The sequence below is a fragment of the Micromonospora sp. CPCC 206061 genome (assembly GCF_036906915.1).
Lineage (GTDB): Bacteria > Actinomycetota > Actinomycetes > Mycobacteriales > Micromonosporaceae > Phytohabitans.
Map to the genome: position 1 here is coordinate 1 of NZ_JBAKHX010000002.1, position 17,983 is coordinate 17,983.

The following is a 17,983-nucleotide window of genomic DNA, read 5'->3' on the forward strand; positions in this document are numbered from 1 at the left end:
CGGCATCGAACCTAGCGGATCACGAACCCCCGGGCCCGATCACCACCCCTATAGAAGCGTCGACGCGGGATGTCGCGAAGGGGCGTGAATGGACGCGAAGGGGAGCGAAAGCGCGCGAAGTGGTGCGCACTCGGCGGGTCGTGCGCCGACGGGCGACGCCGCAAGTCGTGTGGCCGGGGGTGGGTGACGGGACCCGCCAATGTGGACGGGCGTCGATCATGGAGACGCAAGAAAAGCCGGAGACAAAACAGACGAACGGCAAACTTCGCCACTACCGCATAAAGCGTTTCCTATCTCCTCTGCGGTCTCCTCACAAAACCGGAAAACCGAACTTTTCTCAAGTGTTGTCCCTGGTCAGGGCGTTCTTCGGGGTGTCAGAAGTGAGCCGTGACTTAATTCGAAACTAAGGGCGTGGTCAGCCGTTCAGCCAGGATTTTGCGTACTGTGGTGCCAAGCGGGGGATGAGTGTGTGTCTAGCAGCCCAGATGTGGCACGATCAGGGGAACCCTCATCACTGATGTCACATGTGGTTACCCCCGACAGGAGCGTTCGATGCGTACAGGCAGACTGGGCCGTCTTGCCGGCTTGGTCCTGGCTCTGGCCGCGGTGGTCGTCGTCTCCACCGTGGGCTCCTCCGGCGGGTTCACGACCATGGACTGGGACTGGTCTGCTGTGTGGACAGTGCCGGGCGTTGATGGTGGTTCCGGAGCGGGAGCCGGCAGCATCTTTGGACTCTGACGCATGGCCAAACGGCAGCGCGTCGGGCGCCGTTCGGCGAGCCAGGCCTGGCTGATCACCGGGCCGCTGATCTTGCTCGCGGTCATCTGGGCTACGGCCATCGGGCTTGGCGATGAGCAGCGGTTGGGTGCGTGGATCGACGCGGTCCTGATCCTCGGCGTCTTCGTGGCGGCTGAGGTCGCGGTCTTCCACTTCGTGGTTCGCCGCCAGGGCTACACGATCACGATCAACGAGATTCCCCTGACGCTGGCGCTGTTCTTCCTGCCCACGTTCATGGTGGTGCTGGTCTTCACGGTCGGTGCGATCATCACGCAGTTGCGGCGGCGTAGTTCGCCGGTGAAGGCGTCGTTCAACATCGCGAAGACCGCAGCCGCGACGTCGCTTGCGGGGTTGGTGCTGCTGGCGTTCCCACCTATGGAGGGCGTCGGGCCCGGCACATGGGGCATCCTGTTCGCGGCGGTCAGCACCAGCACGCTGGTCACGCTGGCCGCGGTGGCTGGTGTGCACACCCTGGTGCAGGGACCGCAGGCGGGTATCGAGGTTCTCCGCACCGCGGGGATCGGCTTGATCACTGCGGCGATCAACGTCGTTATCGGCCTCACCATCGTGATCGTCCTGTCGGTGACGCCGTGGGGCGTGCTGCTGCTGTTCGCGCTCGCCGCCGTGCTGGTGCTGGTGTACCGGTCGTACGCGCAGTTCCTGCGCCAGCACCGGATGCTGTCCGACCTGTACGACCTCACTCGTGCGATCAGCGAGGCGCCGCGCGGCGGATCGCTCGCCGATGCGCTGCTCGGCCGCGTGCGGGCCATGATGCAGGCCGAGTACGCGACGCTGTGGCTGCCGGCGCAGGGCCGGCACCCGGAGGTGCTGCTTTCCGCGCGCGTGGATGACTCCGGTCTCCTGGACATCGCGCCGACGCCCGTCGAGGTGCGCGCCCGGGTACGGGAGGATGGCGGCCAGACGGTCGCGCTCGGTGCCCGGCTCGGTGGTGACGAGGCGCTACGGCAGGCGCTCCGCGAGGCCCGGGTCAAAGATGTCATCGTCACGCCGCTGCGCTCCGGCCGGGCGGTCGTGGGCACTCTCGAGGTGGTCAACCGGATGGGCGACCTCGGCCACTTCACGGAGGGCGACGTCCGGATTCTGGAGACGATCGCAGCTCATACGGGCGTCGCGGTGGAAAACTCGCGGCTCGTCGACCGGTTGCGTTATGACGCCTACCACGACGGCCTCACTACCCTCGCCAACCGTCGCCGCATCACCGAGGCGCTGGAAGAGTCGGTCGCGGTGCGGGCTCCCGGCGAAGTGGTCGCGGTGCTGCTCTTCGACATCGACCGGCTGCGCGACGTCAACGAGTCGCTGGGGCACGCCGCCGGTGACAAGCTGCTCGCCGAGGTGGCCAGCCGGCTGCGGCGGCACGCGCCGGCGGCGGCGCTGGTGGGCCGCGTCGGTGGCGACGAGTTCGTGGTCAACCTGCGGGCGGAGAGCGGCGAGGCGGCCACCGAGCTGGCCATCCAGCTTCGCGAGCAGATCCGCGATCCCATGGTGTTCGGCGCGCTGACGCTCGACGTCGACATGGCCATCGGTGTCGCCGTACATCCTGATCATGGAAGCGACCCCGCGACGCTGCTGCAGCGTGCGGACGTCGCCGCGACGTCCGCCAAATCCATGCCCGGCGGTGTCCAGCTTTTCAGCGCGGGCCTGGAGTCGCGGTCGGTGCGCCGCCTGGAGCTGGCCGGCGACCTGCGCCGGGCGCTCGACAACGACGAGCTGGAGGTGTACTTCCAGCCGAAGGTGCTGCTGACCGACCGCCGCCTGGTGGGTGTCGAGTGCCTCGCCCGGTGGGAGCACCCGGCGCACGGCGCGGTGGCGCCGGAAGACTTCGTCGCGGTCGCGGAGCACACCGGACAGCTCGGCCGGCTCACCGAGGCGGTGCTCAAGGAGGGGCTGCGGCGCTGCCGAGACTGGGCCGACGCCGACCGCCCGCTCTCCGTCGCGGTCAACCTTTCCCCTCGTACCCTCATCGACCCGGGCTTCCCAGCGAGGGTGGAGGCCCTCCTGGGCGAGTACGGGGTGGCACCCGAGCAGGTCACCTTCGAGATCAAGGAAGACAGTGTGGTCGGGCCGACCGACCGCCCGATGCCGACCCTGCGCCGGCTGCGCGACCTGGGTGTACGGCTGTCCGTCGACGACTTCGGCACCGGGTACTCGTCGCTGTCCTACCTGCGCCGCCTGCCGGTGCACGAGGTGAAGATCGACCGGACCTTCGTACAGGGGATGGCGACCGACCCCGGCGACCTTGCGATCGTGCGTGCTGTGGTGGCGCTGTCGCTTCAGTTCGGGCTGACCGTGGTGGCCGAGGGCGTCGAGAGCGAGCTCACGCTGGAGCTGCTCAAGGAGATGGGTTGCGAGGTCGGGCAGGGCTTCCTTTTCAGCCGCCCGCTGCCGTACGAGCGACTCGAGGCGTGGTTCGGTGCGCGTACCGAATCGGAGCCCACACCCCTCGGTGAGGTACGTCGCCTGCGGGCCGTGACGTAAGGCTCGACACGCTCTATCCGATTTCGTGTCGCGGAGGCCGCCGTGTACTCTTACCCCTGCGCACGCGCCCCCTTAGCTCAGTCGGCAGAGCGTCTCCATGGTAAGGAGAAGGTCTACGGTTCGATTCCGTAAGGGGGCTCTGCGGGTCATCTTGGACCCAACGCGGCGGTGTAGCTCAGATGGCAGAGCAAGCGGCTCATAATCGCTGTGTCGCCGGTTCAAGTCCGGCCACCGCTACGCACGAGACGGGCGCCGGTTGGCGCCCACTTTGCGTGTCCGGGTACTCTCGTACGCCGGTAGTAGTCCGTTAGCGAGGAAGGCACTCCGCCGTGGCCAAGGCGACCGACGTCCGTCCCAAGATCACTATGGCGTGTGTGGAGTGCAAGGAGCGCAACTACATCACGCGTAAGAACCGTCGCAACGACCCGGACCGCATCGAGCTGAAGAAGTTCTGCCCGCGTTGCGGCAAGCACACCGCCCACCGCGAGACTCGATAGGTTGAAAGGGCCTGCTGCCGGTAAGTTCGGCGGCATGCCCTTGGACCCGTCCTTCATCGGTCGCAGCTATCCGCCGACCGCTTCCTATCAGGTCGGCCGCGAGAAGATCCGTGAGTTCGCGACGGCCATCGGTGCCGACGACGCCTTGCACCACGATCCCGAGGCCGCGCGCACGGCGGGCTATGCCGACGTCGTCGCGCCGCCTACCTTCGCTGTCGTGATCACGATGGCGGCAAACCGCCAGATCGTCGAAGACCCGGACCTTGGCGTCGACTACAGCCGCGTGGTGCACGGCGACCAGCGCTTCCAGTACACCCGGCCGATCGTCGCCGGTGACGAGCTGATCTCCACCAACACGATCGAGGAGATCCGGTCGCGGGGCGGGCACGACTTCCTGACCATGCGCACCGACGTGGCGTCGGCCTCCGGCGAGCCGGTGGTCACCGCCTGGTCCAAGATCGTCGTACGCGGGGAGGGCTGACATGGAGCTGCCGGTACAGACATTCCGGGTGACCCGCGCCGACCTGGTCCGGTACGCCGGCGCCTCGGGCGACTTCAACCCGATCCACTGGAGCGAGCGGTTCGCCACCAAGGTGGGCCTTCCGGGCGTGATCGCGCACGGGATGTACACGATGGCCCTGGTCGGCCGTGCCGTGACCGCTTGGGCGGGGTCCGCAGACGCGGTTGTCGACTTCAACGTGCGGTTCAGCCGGCCGGTACCCGTGCCGGACGACGACGAGGGCACCGAGCTGGAGGTCCGCGGCGTGGTCAAAGGCGAGACCGGGGCGGGGCTGACGCAGATCGATGTCACCGCGACCTGCCGCGGCGAAAAAGTGCTGTCCCAGGCCAGAGCGTTGGTGCGTCGACCCGCCTAACCCAGGTTGGGAAACTCAGGCGTCTACCCGTACACTGGTCCGCCGTGGGGTAGTAACCCCTGCCCGAGCGTGCCTCGGGCGGGCAACTGCCCCCACAGGGGTGTGGCGCAATTGGCAGCGCAGCGGTCTCCAAAACCGCAGGTTGCAGGTTCGAGTCCTGTCGCCCCTGCGCCTAAGGCCTGACCGGCCCCGGGGTTGGTCCCGCCGGCTGTAGCTGGTCGTGGTCCTTCCTTAGCCGGTGGGTCGACGCCGCAGTTCCAAACGACCCACGGAGGGCGAAGTGGCCGACAGAAATCGGCGCGACGACGACGATGCCGTCGACGACCTCGACGAGTCCTTCGACGACGCCGTTGACGATGACGCCGACGACGACGATGACGCCGACGAGCCGGTATCGCGTGGCGGCACCGCCACTCGGGCGCGCCCCAAGGCGGAGCCGACCGACAAGCCGAAGGCCAAGAAAGACGTCGCCCGGGTCGGAATTTTCGGGCGGCTGGTGCGGTTCATCCGCGAGGTCGTGGCAGAGCTGCGTAAGGTCATCTGGCCGACCCGCAAGGAGCTGCTGACCTACACCGCGGTCGTGGTCGTGTTCGTCGCTTTCATGCTGGCGATCGTGGCCGGGCTGGATTACGGGTTCGCCAAGGGCGTGCTGTTCGTCTTCGGTAACCAGGAATAACAACACGGAAGTGAGCGAGCGTGCCTGAGTACGACGAGACCGCTGGAACCGCCGACGAGCAGTCCTCGGTGGCGACCGCCGCCGATGACCGCGTCGTCGCCGACAGCGAGCCGGAGTACGCGCCGGTCGCCGAGCCGGAGGGCGACTTCGACCCGGTCGCTGAGCTGCGGCAGAAGCTGCGTTACGCACCGGGCGACTGGTACGTGGTGCACTCGTACGCCGGCTACGAGAACAAGGTCAAGACCAACCTCGAGACCCGTATCACGAGCCTTGACATGGAGGACTACATCTTCCAGGTCGAGGTGCCGACCCGCGAAGAGGTCGAGGTCAAGAACGGCAAGCGCCTCCAGGTGCAAAACAAGGTCTTCCCGGGCTACATCCTGGTCCGCATGGAGCTGACGCCGGAGTCGTACTCCTGTGTGCGGAACACTCCGGGCGTCACCGGGTTCGTCGGTGCGACCGACCGGGCCGACCGCCCGGCGCCGCTGTCGCTCGACGAGGTGCTGAAGTGGCTGGCGCCCGCGGTCGAGACCGAGCAGAAGAAGGCCAAGCCGGAGATCAAGGTCCTCGACTTCGAGGTGGGCGACTCGGTGACCGTCACCGACGGCGCGTTCGCGTCGCTGCCCGCGACGATCAGCGAGATCAACGCCGACCAGCAGAAGCTCAAGGTGCTGGTGTCGATCTTCGGTCGCGAGACGCCGGTCGAGCTCAACTTCAACCAGGTCGCGAAGATCTAATCGGTCTGCGCTACGCTTGAACGTCGGCCTGCGGCCGCGCTTGACCGTGCGCGCCCGCGGCCGCCCGTTTGTGTGCTGGCCGTGCGGCCGGCACGTCACCACCACCGCCCAGGAAGAGACATGCCTCCGAAGAAGAAGCTCGTCAAGACGTTCACGCTTCAGCTCCCGGCGGGCCAGGCCACCCCGGCGCCGCCGGTCGGCCCGGCGCTGGGTCAGCACGGCGTCAACATCATGGAGTTCTGCAAGGCGTACAACGCCCAGACCGAGTCACAGCGCGGCGACATCGTCCCGGCCGAGATCAGCGTGTACGAGGACCGCTCGTTCACGTTCGTGCTGAAGACGCCCCCGGCCGCCCGCCTGCTGATCAAGGCTGCCGGCGTGCCGAAGGGCTCCGGCGTCCCGCACACCGACAAGGTCGGCTCGGTCACCCGCGCCCAGCTGCGCGAGATCGCCGAGAAGAAGATGGCGGACCTCAACGCCAACGACCTCGACCAGGCCGAGAAGATCATCGCCGGCACCGCCCGGTCGATGGGCATCACCGTCAAGGACTGAATAGCCCGTACGTGGGAGGGCCGCGCACCGGCCCGCCAATGACCACAGGAGAAACAAGCAATGCAGCGCAGCAAGAGCTATCGCAAGGCTCTCGAGCAGATCGACCGCACCAAGCTCTACACCCCGGTTGAGGCGATCAAGCTCGCCAAGGAGACGTCGCCTGTCAAGTTCGACGCCACGGTCGAGGTCGCGATGCGCCTCGGCGTCGACCCTCGCAAGGCTGACCAGATGGTCCGCGGCACGGTCAACCTGCCGCACGGCACCGGTAAGACCGCCCGCGTGATCGTCTTCGCGGCGGGTGCGAAGGCCGAGGAGGCCGCGGCCGCCGGAGCCGACGAGGTCGGCACCGACGAGTTGGTCGCCCGCATTCAAGAGGGCTGGCTGGAGTTCGACGCGGCGATCGCCACGCCGGACCAGATGGCCAAGATCGGTCGGATCGCGCGGATCCTGGGCCCGCGCGGTCTCATGCCGAACCCGAAGACCGGCACGGTCACGATGGACGTCACCAAGGCGGTGACCGAGATCAAGGGCGGCAAGATCACCTTCCGAGTGGACAAGCACTCCAACCTGCACCTGATCATCGGCAAGGCGTCGTTCGCGGAGGAGAAGCTCCTCGAGAACTACGCCGCGGCGCTCGACGAGGTGCTGCGGGTCAAGCCGTCCGCGGCCAAGGGCAAGTACCTGCGGAAGGTCACGGTCGCCACGACGATGGGGCCCGGTGTGCCGATCGACCCCAACGTGACCCGCAACCTCACCGAGGCCGAGAGCTAATTTGGATCGCCCTGGGTGGCCAAGCTAGACTTGGCCACCCAGATACACCCGAAGACCGCTGGTCACCGTGCCCCGGCACGGTCGAAGGTCCCGCCTCGACGGGCGACCCGCGCAGGGAAGTACAGGATCAGCGTGACTATGTCTCGCCCCGTGCGCCCCTGCGCCGGGGCGTTTCTCGTTGCAGGGCCTTGTGCGTACCAGCAAGGAGCAACGAGAGGAGGGACATGGCGGACAAGCCGGTTCGGGCCGACAAGGCCACGGCCGTCGCCGAGCTCACCGACCGCTTCCGCAACGCGGACGCGACCGTGCTGACCGAGTACCGCGGCCTCACGGTCGCGCAGCTCACCAAGCTGCGGCGGACCCTGGGTCAGACCGCGACGTACTCGGTGGCGAAGAACACCCTGGCCAAGCGGGCTGCGGTAGAGGCGGGGATCAGCGGACTCGACGAGCTGTTCACCGGTCCTACCGCGCTCACCTTCGTCTCCGGCGATGTCGTGGAAGCGGCGAAGGGCCTGCGCGAATTCGCGAAGGCCAACCCGCATCTGGTCATCAAGGGCGGCGTTTTCGAGGGCAAGGCGATCTCGGCCGCCGAGGTCAACAAGCTCGCCGACCTCGAGTCCCGTGAGGTGCTGCTGGCCAAGCTGGCCGGCGCCATGAAGGCGAACCTGAGCAAGGCCGCGGCCCTGTTCCAGGCTCCGCTGACCAAGACCGCTCGTCTGGCGGCTGCCCTGCAGGAAAAGCGCGAACAGGAAGAAGCGGCCGCCTGACGCGGCTCTTCGATCAAGACAACTAGGAAAGGACGCCAGACATCATGGCGAAGCTCAGCACCGAAGAGCTGCTCGACGCGTTCAAGGGGATGACGCTGATCGAGCTCTCGGAGTTCGTGAAGCAGTTCGAGGACACCTTCGACGTCAAGGCCGCCGCGCCGGTGGCCGTGGCCGCCGCTGCGCCGGGTGCCGCTGCCGCGCCGGTCGAGGAGGAGAAGGACGAGTTCGACGTCATCCTCGAGGCCGACGGTGGCAAGAAGATCCAGGTCATCAAGGTCGTGCGCGAGCTGACCGGCCTGGGCCTGAAGGAGGCCAAGGACGTGGTCGAGGCCGCGCCGAAGGCCATCCTGGAGAAGGTCAACAAGGAGAACGCCGAAAAGGCGAAGGCCAAGCTCGAGGGCGAAGGCGCCAAGGTCACCCTCAAGTAACCCGAAACCGGAACACAGGTCGGGCGCCGTCGTTGGTCGCCACGGCTCCTAGTAGTTCCGATGGGTCAGAACAACGCGAAAGGCGCCGTCCGGACAGGACGGCGCCTTTTTCGTATGGCGACACGCCGGGGACACGCCGGGCAAAATGCCTGATCAGCCGCAAGGATGGTGACGTGGCGCCGATCACGGCAGTCCGACCCGCGGCAGAACTCTTGACGCAGCGTTTGCTGGCAGGCACGCTGACATCAGCAAGTCTTTCCGCACTTGCAGCCACCGGTCGGACGGCAGCGCTTGAGATCGCAAGATCGCAACGCGGTCGGCGTCTGGCCGGCACACGCGGTTAGCGCCGCGTTCTGAGCGGCCCGGAGGCACCGCAGAGGTGTTGATGGGCGCGTTCCGCGACGCGCTGCCGTAAGGTGGGCTGGGTGGGTGGACAGCGGTTAGCCGCTCGGCTACACTGCTAGTTTGCGCTGCCTTCCGACTTCAGCCCTGCCCGGAATGTCCGAAACTGGCCTTCTGGATCGGGTCCAGTCGGGGTGCGCGCGCAACGGCCGTTTTGCAGCACCGGTCCTCGGAAGGACGCATCTTGGCAGCTTCCCGCCCTGCGAAGACCAGTCGTACGTCGAGCGCTTTCGCGCCCCGCCGAGTTTCATTCGGCAGGATCACTGAACATCTCGAGGTCCCCAACCTCCTCGCCATCCAGACCGAGTCGTTTGACTGGCTGGTCGGCAACGAGGCCTGGCAGGGCCGGTCGGCTGACGACCCGCACGCCCGTTCTGGTCTCGCGGAAATTCTCGAAGAGATTAGTCCCATTGAGGACTTCTCGGGCACTATGTCCCTTTCCTTCTCCGCCCCCCGCTTCGACGAGGTCAAGGCCTCGATCGAGGAGTGTAAAGAGAAGGATCTGACCTACTGCGCGCCGCTGTTCGTGACCGCGGAGTTCACCAACAACACCACTGGCGAGATCAAGAGCCAGACGGTGTTCATGGGTGACTTCCCGATGATGACGCCCAAGGGCACCTTCATCATCAACGGCACCGAGCGCGTCGTGGTCAGCCAACTCGTCCGGTCTCCGGGCGTCTACTTCGACAAGCAGCCGGACAAGACGTCCGACCGCGACCTCTCCAGCGTCAAGGTCATCCCGAGCCGGGGTGCCTGGCTGGAGTTCGACATCGACAAGCGCGACACTGTCGGCGTCCGCATCGACCGTAAGCGCCGCCAGGCCGTCACGGTCCTACTCAAGGCCATCGGTTGGACCGCCGAGCAGATCCGCGAGCGGTTCGGCTGGTCCGAGCTCATGATGACCACCCTGGAGAAGGACCACATCGCCGGCGTCGACGAGGCGTTGTTGGACATCTACCGCAAGCTGCGGCCGGGTGAGCCGCCGACGCGGGAGAACGCCCAGACCCTGCTCGACAACCTCTTCTTCAACCCGAAGCGGTATGACGTCGCCAAGGTCGGTCGGTACAAGTTCAACAAGAAGCTCGAGGTCGATGTACCGATCACCAAGGGCGTCCTCACCGTCGAAGACATCGTGGCGACGGTCGAGTACCTCTGCCGGCTGCACGCCGGCGAGGAGGGGTACGAGGCCGACGACATCGACCACTTCGGCAACCGCCGCCTGCGCACCGTCGGCGAGCTGATCCAGAACCAGGTTCGGGTCGGTCTCTCCCGTATGGAGCGGGTCGTCCGCGAGCGGATGACCACCCAGGACGTCGAGGCGATCACGCCGCAGACCCTGATCAACATCCGCCCGGTGGTGGCGGCGATCAAGGAGTTCTTCGGCACCTCGCAGCTGTCGCAGTTCATGGACCAGACCAACCCCCTGGCGGGCCTGACCCACCGCCGGCGCCTCTCGGCGCTGGGCCCCGGTGGTCTGTCCCGTGAGCGGGCCGGCTTCGAGGTCCGTGACGTGCACCCGTCCCACTACGGCCGGATGTGCCCGATCGAGACGCCGGAAGGCCCCAACATCGGCCTGATTGGCGCGCTCTCCACCTTCGGGCGCGTCAACCCGTTCGGTTTCATCGAAACGCCGTACCGGAAGGTCGAGAACGGCCGGGTCACCGACCAGATCGACTACCTGACGGCGGACGAAGAGGACCGGTTCGTCAAGGCCCAGGCCAACGCGCCGTTGAAGTCCGACGGCACCTTCGCCGAAGACCGGGTGCTGGTCCGCCGGAAGGGCGGCGAGGTCGACTACGTCGTGCCGTCCGCGGTCGACTACATGGACGTCTCGCCGCGCCAGATGGTGTCGGTCGCGACCGCCATGATCCCGTTCCTGGAGCACGACGACGCCAACCGGGCGCTGATGGGCGCCAACATGCAGCGCCAGGCGGTGCCGCTGGTCAAGGCCGAGGCGCCGCTGGTCGGCACGGGCATGGAGTACCGGGCAGCGGTCGACGCCGGTGACGTGGTGGTCGCCGAGGTCGGTGGCGTGGTCGAAGACCTGTGCGCCGACTACGTGACGGTGCACCAGGATGACGGTCACCGCCGCACCTACCTGCTGCACAAGTTCCGCCGCTCCAACGCGGGCTCGTGCGTCAACCAGAAACCGGTGGTCTTCGAGGGCGACCGCGTCGAGGCAGGCCAGGTGATCGCCGACGGTCCGTGCACCGACGAGGGCGAGATGGCGCTCGGGCGCAACCTGCTCGTGGCGTTCATGTCCTGGGAGGGGCACAACTACGAGGACGCGATCATCCTGTCGCAGCGCCTGGTGCAGCAGGACGTGCTCACCTCGATCCACATCGAGGAGCACGAGGTCGACGCCCGCGACACCAAGCTGGGCCCGGAAGAGATCACCCGTGACATCCCGAACGTCAGCGAGGAAATGCTCGCTGACCTCGACGAGCGCGGCATCATCCGGATCGGCGCCGAGGTCGTCCCCGGCGACATCCTGGTCGGCAAGGTCACGCCCAAGGGCGAGACGGAGCTGACCCCGGAGGAGCGGCTGCTGCGGGCGATCTTCGGTGAGAAGGCGCGCGAGGTGCGTGACACCTCGCTGAAGGTGCCGCACGGCGAGACCGGCACGGTCATCGGCGTCCGCACCTTCTCCCGCGAGGACGGCGACGAGCTGCCCCCGGGCGTCAACGAGCTGGTCCGGGTCTACGTGGCCCAGAAGCGCAAGATCCAGGACGGTGACAAGCTCGCGGGCCGCCACGGCAACAAGGGCGTCATCTCCAAGATCCTGCCGGTCGAGGACATGCCGTTCCTGGAGGACGGCACGCCGGTCGACATCGTGCTCAACCCGCTCGGTGTGCCGAGCCGGATGAACATCGGCCAGGTCCTCGAGACCCACCTCGGCTGGATCGCCCAGACCGGTTGGAAGGTCGACGGCGACGACACCGACTGGAAGCGCGCTCTGGCCTCCATCGGTGCCAGCGAGTCCGAGCCGGGCACCAACGTCGCGACGCCGGTGTTCGACGGTGTGAAGGAAGCCGAGATCTCGGGTCTGCTCGCCAGCTCGCTGCCCAACCGGGACGGCGTGCAGCTCGTCGGAGGTTCGGGCAAGGCCCGGCTGTTCGACGGGCGCTCCGGCGAGCCGTTGCCCGACCCGATCGCGGTCGGCTACCTGTACATCCTCAAACTGAACCACCTGGTCGACGACAAGATCCACGCTCGGTCGACCGGCCCGTACTCGATGATCACGCAGCAGCCGCTGGGTGGTAAGGCGCAGTTCGGTGGCCAGCGGTTCGGTGAGATGGAGTGCTGGGCCATGCAGGCCTACGGCGCCGCGTACGCCCTCCAGGAGCTGCTGACGATCAAGTCCGACGACGTCCTCGGCCGGGTGAAGGTGTACGAGGCGATCGTCAAGGGCGAAAACATCCCTGAACCGGGCATCCCGGAGTCGTTCAAGGTGCTGCTCAAGGAGCTGCAGTCGCTGTGCCTCAACGTAGAGGTGCTGTCTAGCGACGGCGTTGCCCTGGAGATGCGCGAGACCGACGACGAGGTCTTCCGGGCCGCGGAGGAACTCGGCATCGACCTGTCCCGGCGTGAGCCGAGCAGCGTCGAGGAAGTCTGAACCGTGGTGCCGGGGCGGGCAACCGCTCCGGCACCTCGACAAGGCCTAGAACCCACCCTGCAACACGAAATACGAGGGATAGGACCAAGTGCTCGACGTCAACTTCTTCGACGAGTTGCGCATCGGCCTGGCCACCGCTGACGATATCCGCCAGTGGTCGCACGGCGAGGTCAAGAAGCCCGAGACGATCAACTACCGCACGCTCAAGCCGGAAAAGGACGGGCTCTTCTGCGAGAAGATCTTCGGTCCTCAACGGGACTGGGAGTGCTACTGCGGTAAGTACAAGCGGGTCCGCTTCAAGGGCATCATCTGTGAGCGCTGCGGCGTCGAGGTGACCCGCTCCAAGGTGCGGCGTGAGCGGATGGGCCACATCGAGCTGGCCGCCCCGGTCACCCATATCTGGTACTTCAAGGGCGTCCCCAGCCGGCTCGGCTACCTGCTCGACCTGGCTCCGAAGGACCTCGAAAAGATCATCTACTTCGCGTCGTACGTGGTCACCGGTGTGGACACCGAGGCCCGGCACCGCGACATGTCGACGATCGAAAACGAGCTCCTGGCCGAGAAGCGGCAGTCGGAAAACAGCCGCGACTCGGAGATCGAGAAGCGGGCCGCCAAGCTCGAGGCCGACCTGGCCGAGCTGGAGGCAGAGGGCGCCAAGGCCGACGTGCGGCGCAAGGTCAAGGAGGCTGGCGAGCGCGAGATGCGCCAGATCCGTGACCGGGCGCAGCGCGAGATCGACCGGCTCGACGAGGTGCTTGACACGTTCCGCAAGCTCGATGCGAAGCAGCTGGTCACCGACGAGCTGCTGTACCGCGAGCTGCGTGACCGGTTCGGCGAGTACTTCAAGGGCGCCATGGGTGCCGAGGCGATCAAGGCCCTGCTGGAAAACATGGACCTGGACGCCGAGGCCGACAACCTTCGCGAGATCATCCGGTCCGGCAAGGGCCAGCGGAAGATCCGGGCGCTCAAGCGGCTCAAGGTCGTCGCGGCGTTCCTGAACACCCGCAACTCGCCGCTCGGCATGGTGCTCGACTGCGTACCGGTGATCCCGCCGGACCTGCGTCCGATGGTGCAGCTCGACGGTGGCCGCTTCGCGACCTCCGACCTCAACGACCTGTACCGCCGCGTGATCAACCGGAACAACCGCCTCAAGCGGCTGATCGACCTCGGCGCGCCCGAGATCATCGTCAACAACGAGAAGCGGATGCTGCAGGAGGCCGTCGACGCGCTGTTCGACAACGGTCGCCGCGGCCGTCCGGTCACCGGTCCGGGTAACCGCCCGCTCAAGTCGCTGTCCGACATGCTCAAGGGCAAGCAGGGCCGGTTCCGCCAGAACCTGCTGGGCAAGCGCGTCGATTACTCCGGCCGTTCGGTCATCGTGGTCGGCCCGCAGCTCAAGCTGCACCAGTGCGGCCTGCCCAAGCAGATGGCGCTGGAGTTGTTCAAGCCGTTCGTGATGAAGCGCCTGGTCGATCTCAACCACGCGCAGAACATCAAGTCGGCGAAGCGCATGGTCGAGCGCCAGCGGCCGGTCGTGTGGGACGTCCTGGAAGAGGTCATCGGGGAGCACCCGGTGCTGCTCAACCGGGCGCCGACCCTGCACCGACTCGGCATCCAGGCGTTCGAGCCGCAGCTGGTCGAGGGCAAGGCGATCCAGATCCACCCGCTGGTCTGCACCGCCTTCAACGCCGACTTCGACGGTGACCAGATGGCGGTGCACGTGCCGCTGTCCGCTGAGGCGCAGGCCGAGGCGCGGATCCTGATGTTGTCGTCGAACAACATCCTCAAGCCGGCCGACGGCAAGCCGGTCACCATGCCCACGCAGGACATGGTCATCGGGCTGTACTACCTGACCCACCTCATGCCGGAAGGCAAGGGCAAGGGCCGGGAGTTCAGCTCCGACGCCGAGGCGCGGATGGCGTTCGACAACGGCGAGTTGCAGCTGGGAACGCCTATCCGGATCCGGCTGCGGGGTGTGGTCGATGTCGACAACGGCGTTGGCGGTGCCCAGTGGACCGCGCCGGAGGGCTGGACCCCCGGGGAGCCGCTGATCGTCGAGACCACGATGGGACGGGTGCTCTTCAACGAGACCCTGCCCCAGGGCTACCGCTACGTGAACTACGAGATCCGCAAGAGCCAGCTCTCGGCGATCGTCAACGACCTCGCGGAGCGGTTCCCGAAGGTGGCGCTGGCGGCGACGCTCGACGCGCTCAAGGAGGCCGGCTTCCACTGGGCGACCTGGTCCGGCGTGACCATCGGCATGGAAGACGTCATCGCTCCGGCGCGCAAGCCCGAGATCATGGAGCGGTACGAGAAGGAAGCCGAGCGGATCGACAAGCAGTACCAGCGGGGTCTGATGACCGCCGAGGAGCGCCGCGGCGAGCTCATCGAGATCTGGACCAAGGCGACCAACGAGGTATCCAAGGAGATGGAGACCTCGCTGCCGCAGGAGAACCCACTGTGGGTCATGATCAACTCCGGCGCGCGCGGTAACCTGCTCCAGCTCCGCCAGATCGCGGCTATCCGTGGCCTGGTGGCCAACCCCAAGGGTGAGATCATCCCGCGGCCGATCAAGTCGAGCTACCGCGAGGGCCTGTCGGTGGTGGAGTACTTCATCTCCACGCACGGTGCCCGCAAGGGTCTAGCCGACACCGCCCTGCGTACCGCCGACTCGGGTTACCTGACCCGGCGTCTGGTCGACGTGTCGCAGGACGTGATCATCCGCGAGGAAGACTGCGGCACCGACCGCGCCATCACCATGGCGGTCGGCCAGGTCATCAACGGTGATCTCACGGTGCACGAGCACGCCGAGACCGGCGTGCACGCCCGCACCCTGGCCGACGACATCAAGGGCGCCGACGGCGCCGTCGTGGCCGAGCGCGGCAACGACCTCAACTCGATCCTCGTCGACCGGTTGGTCGCCGCGGGTGTCGAGAACGTCCGGGTACGCAGCGTGCTCACCTGCGAGTCGAAGCTGGGCGTCTGCGCGGCCTGCTACGGCCGGTCGCTGCCGACCGGCAAGACGGTCGACGTCGGTGAGGCGGTCGGCATCATCGCCGCCCAGTCCATCGGCGAGCCCGGTACGCAGCTGACGATGCGTACGTTCCACACCGGTGGTGTCGCCGGTGAGGACATCACGCAGGGTCTGCCGCGTGTGCAGGAGATCTTCGAGGCTCGGGTTCCCAAGGGCAAGGCGCCGATCGCCGACACCCCGGGGCGCGTCCGGATCGAAGACGGCGAGCGCTCGCGGAAGATCATCGTGGTGCCCGACGACGGCAGCGACGAGATCGTGCACGACAAGATCTCGAAGCGGGTCCGGCTGCGGGTGCACGACGGCGACCACGTCGAGGTCGGCGAGAAGCTCACCGAGGGCACCATCGACCCTCACGAGCTGCTGCGCATCCTCGGTCCGCGCGCGGTCCAGGTCCACCTTACCCAGGAGGTCCAGGAGGTCTACCGCTCGCAGGGCGTACTGATCCACGACAAGCACATCGAGATCATCATTCGGCAGATGCTGAAGCGCGTCACGGTGATCGACTCGGGCTCCACCGAGTTCCTGCCGGGCGTCCTGGTCGACCGGGCGGTCTTCGAGTCGGAAAACCGCCGGCTCGTGGCCGAGGGCGGCGAGCCCGCCGCCGGTCGTCCGGTGCTCATGGGTATCACCAAGGCGTCGCTGGCGACCGACTCCTGGCTCTCGGCGGCCTCCTTCCAGGAGACCACCCGGGTGCTGACCGACGCGGCGATCAACGCGCGCAGCGACTCGCTGATCGGTCTCAAGGAGAACGTCATCATCGGCAAGCTCATCCCGGCCGGTACGGGCATCAGCAAGTACCGCAACATCCGGGTCGAGCCCACCGAGGAGGCCAAGGCCAAGGTGTACTCGATGACCGGGTACCCGGAGACCGACTACGGTTTCGGGCCGGCCAGTGGCCAGGCTGTGCCGCTGGACGACTTCGACTTCGGGTCGTACCGGTAAGTCTGTTGGTCGAAGAGGCGCCCCGCACTGGACAGTGCGGGGCGCCTCGCCCTTTGTAGGCTGGAGGCGTGGTTACGTCGCCGGCACTGCGCCATCCGATGGATCCGGAGCCGGTGCGCTCCACCAAAGCCGGCACCGTGTTCGCGCTCGGCCTGATCGCGTTGCTCACGGGCCCGATGGTCGGCGGTGTGGTGCCCGCCAGCATCGCGCTCGTCCTGTCCGCCCAGGCGCGCCGTGAGGCGTACGCGTCGGGGGGTTATCTGACCGGCAGCGTGTGGCTGCGCCGCGGTGAGCGGCTGGCCTGGATCGGCATCGCGTTGGCCGCGACCACCGTGGTGGTCGCGCTGATCATCGGCGTGGTTGACTTCGCCGGCAGCCCGACCGGGCGCGACTTCAGCCCGACGGTCGACTAGGGGGACTGATGAGTACCGACGGAGCACCGCCGCCGGACGGGGCTCCAACCCCCACGGACCCGCCACCAGCGTCCTCACCCATGCCCGCGCCGCCGTCGTCGCCGGGGTCGTCGCCCGTGCCGGCTTGGTCGACGGACTCGCCCTGGTCGGTGGGGGCGGTCCCGTCCCCCGCGCCGCATGCTGCCCCGACCGCGGGCTGGTCCGGGCCTCAGGCGGTTGCTCCGGCGCCGGTGGGGGCGCCGCCCCGTGCCGTTCCGCCGCCTCCGCGCGAGGCATGGTCCAGGCCCCGCCGGGTCGAGGCCATGCCGGGCACCAGCTTCGCTCTGGTACATCTCGACGTGCCGCCGGTCACGTCCGGCCTGGCGGTCGGCGCGCTGGTGGCCGGCATCGCGTCCGTCCTGGTCTCGTTCATCGTGGGCTGCTTCGGCCTGCTCGGCGCTCAGGACGGCTGGGGCGTCTGGGTCGGGGGAGCGTTCGCTCTGGTGGCCGGCGTGACGGGCGGCGCGGGTGTCCTGCTCGGCTGGCTGGGGATGCGCCAGATCCGGCGAGCCGTCTCTCCGCCGGCCATCCGCTTCACCGGCCGTGGCATCGCTATCTCCGGAATCGCGTGCGGCGCCACCGGCCTCGGCCTGACCGTCGTGGGCCTGGCGTTGGCCTCGCTGATCCAGGTGACCGCGTAGGCGGGCCCGGCCCGGCGGGTGCGAATGGGGGCGGGGTACACTTATCAACTGGAGTCGTCCGCCGACGGGTGGGATGGGGAAGAGGGAGTCCTCCGTTTTGACCTGTGCGCTCACGGTGGGTACTCTTTCCCCTCGTGCCCGGGCTTGCCCGGGCAATCCGTGCGTGCGCCCTTAGACAGGGTCGCCGCACGACAACGAGACAGCCCGGTTCACGCGTCAGCGTGCGCCGGAACCGTGTGCCGGACGACACGCCCGACCGCGGGTGCCGGAGAAGCCCGCGAGGGCGGGCCCCGGAGCAAAACAGAAGGCACACAAAAAGA

The 17,983-nt window shown here is 67.3% G+C and carries 15 protein-coding genes and 3 tRNA genes; all 18 read left to right on the plus strand.

Annotation, left to right across the window (positions count from 1 at the left end):
- Nucleotides 1-552 precede the first annotated feature (552 nt).
- Nucleotides 553-738 carry a hypothetical protein gene (locus V6V89_RS02235; RefSeq protein ID WP_334617206.1) on the plus strand — a complete coding sequence of 62 codons (186 nt, stop codon included), beginning with the start codon at nucleotides 553-555 and terminating at the stop codon, nucleotides 736-738.
- A gap of 3 nt (nucleotides 739-741) precedes the next feature.
- The gene (locus V6V89_RS02240) at nucleotides 742-3,273 is read left to right on the plus strand and encodes a putative bifunctional diguanylate cyclase/phosphodiesterase (RefSeq protein ID WP_334617207.1); all 2,532 of its coding nucleotides are present in this window, start codon (nucleotides 742-744) and stop codon (nucleotides 3,271-3,273) included.
- A gap of 66 nt (nucleotides 3,274-3,339) precedes the next feature.
- Nucleotides 3,340-3,412: transfer RNA gene (locus V6V89_RS02245), tRNA-Thr, on the plus strand.
- 25 nt (nucleotides 3,413-3,437) lie between these two features.
- Nucleotides 3,438-3,510 (plus strand) — tRNA-Met (locus V6V89_RS02250).
- Nucleotides 3,511-3,602: 92 nt separating this feature from the next.
- Nucleotides 3,603-3,770, plus strand: a complete 168-nt coding sequence (gene rpmG, locus V6V89_RS02255; RefSeq protein ID WP_167925014.1) for a 50S ribosomal protein L33 — start codon at nucleotides 3,603-3,605, stop codon at nucleotides 3,768-3,770.
- A 34-nt stretch (nucleotides 3,771-3,804) separates the two neighbouring features.
- The gene (locus tag V6V89_RS02260; protein WP_334617210.1) at nucleotides 3,805-4,251 is read left to right on the plus strand and encodes a MaoC family dehydratase N-terminal domain-containing protein; all 447 of its coding nucleotides are present in this window, start codon (nucleotides 3,805-3,807) and stop codon (nucleotides 4,249-4,251) included.
- 1 nt (nucleotide 4,252) lies between these two features.
- The gene (locus V6V89_RS02265) at nucleotides 4,253-4,645 is read left to right on the plus strand and encodes a MaoC family dehydratase (protein WP_334617211.1); all 393 of its coding nucleotides are present in this window, start codon (nucleotides 4,253-4,255) and stop codon (nucleotides 4,643-4,645) included.
- A 96-nt stretch (nucleotides 4,646-4,741) separates the two neighbouring features.
- Nucleotides 4,742-4,814 (plus strand) — tRNA-Trp (locus V6V89_RS02270).
- A gap of 111 nt (nucleotides 4,815-4,925) precedes the next feature.
- Nucleotides 4,926-5,321: a preprotein translocase subunit SecE gene (gene secE, locus V6V89_RS02275; RefSeq protein WP_334617212.1), complete on the plus strand. Its 396-nt coding sequence runs from the start codon at nucleotides 4,926-4,928 to the stop codon at nucleotides 5,319-5,321.
- Between the two features lie 20 nt (nucleotides 5,322-5,341).
- Nucleotides 5,342-6,058 carry a transcription termination/antitermination protein NusG gene (gene nusG / locus V6V89_RS02280; RefSeq protein WP_334617213.1) on the plus strand — a complete coding sequence of 239 codons (717 nt, stop codon included), beginning with the start codon at nucleotides 5,342-5,344 and terminating at the stop codon, nucleotides 6,056-6,058.
- Nucleotides 6,059-6,178: 120 nt separating this feature from the next.
- Nucleotides 6,179-6,610, plus strand: coding sequence for a 50S ribosomal protein L11 (gene rplK / locus V6V89_RS02285; protein WP_265248375.1), 432 nt, complete (start codon nucleotides 6,179-6,181; stop codon nucleotides 6,608-6,610).
- 60 nt (nucleotides 6,611-6,670) lie between these two features.
- Nucleotides 6,671-7,381, plus strand: coding sequence for a 50S ribosomal protein L1 (gene rplA, locus V6V89_RS02290; protein WP_334617214.1), 711 nt, complete (start codon nucleotides 6,671-6,673; stop codon nucleotides 7,379-7,381).
- A 224-nt stretch (nucleotides 7,382-7,605) separates the two neighbouring features.
- Nucleotides 7,606-8,148: a 50S ribosomal protein L10 gene (gene rplJ, locus V6V89_RS02295; RefSeq protein ID WP_334617215.1), complete on the plus strand. Its 543-nt coding sequence runs from the start codon at nucleotides 7,606-7,608 to the stop codon at nucleotides 8,146-8,148.
- A 44-nt stretch (nucleotides 8,149-8,192) separates the two neighbouring features.
- The gene (gene rplL / locus V6V89_RS02300) at nucleotides 8,193-8,576 is read left to right on the plus strand and encodes a 50S ribosomal protein L7/L12 (RefSeq protein ID WP_334617216.1); all 384 of its coding nucleotides are present in this window, start codon (nucleotides 8,193-8,195) and stop codon (nucleotides 8,574-8,576) included.
- A 586-nt stretch (nucleotides 8,577-9,162) separates the two neighbouring features.
- Nucleotides 9,163-12,594: a DNA-directed RNA polymerase subunit beta gene (gene rpoB, locus V6V89_RS02305; protein WP_334617217.1), complete on the plus strand. Its 3,432-nt coding sequence runs from the start codon at nucleotides 9,163-9,165 to the stop codon at nucleotides 12,592-12,594.
- 88 nt (nucleotides 12,595-12,682) lie between these two features.
- Complete coding sequence (locus V6V89_RS02310; RefSeq protein ID WP_334617218.1) at nucleotides 12,683-16,570, plus strand: DNA-directed RNA polymerase subunit beta'; 3,888 nt, start codon at nucleotides 12,683-12,685, stop codon at nucleotides 16,568-16,570.
- Nucleotides 16,571-16,668: 98 nt separating this feature from the next.
- The gene (locus V6V89_RS02315; protein WP_334617405.1) at nucleotides 16,669-16,983 is read left to right on the plus strand and encodes a hypothetical protein; all 315 of its coding nucleotides are present in this window, start codon (nucleotides 16,669-16,671) and stop codon (nucleotides 16,981-16,983) included.
- Nucleotides 16,984-17,285: 302 nt separating this feature from the next.
- Nucleotides 17,286-17,663 (plus strand): hypothetical protein, encoded by a 378-nt coding sequence (locus V6V89_RS02320; protein WP_334617219.1) that lies wholly within the window; start codon nucleotides 17,286-17,288, stop codon nucleotides 17,661-17,663.
- The last annotated feature ends 320 nt before the right edge of the window (nucleotides 17,664-17,983 follow it).

What these genes read in the sequence shown, in the direction of transcription:
- V6V89_RS02235 (WP_334617206.1), top strand. Translation starts at nt 553, where the DNA reads ATGCGTACAGGCAGACTGGGCCGTCTTGCCGGCTTGGTCCTGGCTCTG.
- V6V89_RS02240 (WP_334617207.1), top strand. Translation starts at nt 742, where the DNA reads ATGGCCAAACGGCAGCGCGTCGGGCGCCGTTCGGCGAGCCAGGCCTGG.
- V6V89_RS02260 (WP_334617210.1), top strand. Translation starts at nt 3,805, where the DNA reads ATGCCCTTGGACCCGTCCTTCATCGGTCGCAGCTATCCGCCGACCGCT.
- V6V89_RS02265 (WP_334617211.1), top strand. Translation starts at nt 4,253, where the DNA reads ATGGAGCTGCCGGTACAGACATTCCGGGTGACCCGCGCCGACCTGGTC.
- rplK (WP_265248375.1), top strand. Translation starts at nt 6,179, where the DNA reads ATGCCTCCGAAGAAGAAGCTCGTCAAGACGTTCACGCTTCAGCTCCCG.
- rplA (WP_334617214.1), top strand. Translation starts at nt 6,671, where the DNA reads ATGCAGCGCAGCAAGAGCTATCGCAAGGCTCTCGAGCAGATCGACCGC.
- rplJ (WP_334617215.1), top strand. Translation starts at nt 7,606, where the DNA reads ATGGCGGACAAGCCGGTTCGGGCCGACAAGGCCACGGCCGTCGCCGAG.
- rplL (WP_334617216.1), top strand. Translation starts at nt 8,193, where the DNA reads ATGGCGAAGCTCAGCACCGAAGAGCTGCTCGACGCGTTCAAGGGGATG.
- V6V89_RS02315 (WP_334617405.1), top strand. Translation starts at nt 16,669, where the DNA reads ATGGATCCGGAGCCGGTGCGCTCCACCAAAGCCGGCACCGTGTTCGCG.
- V6V89_RS02320 (WP_334617219.1), top strand. Translation starts at nt 17,286, where the DNA reads ATGCCGGGCACCAGCTTCGCTCTGGTACATCTCGACGTGCCGCCGGTC.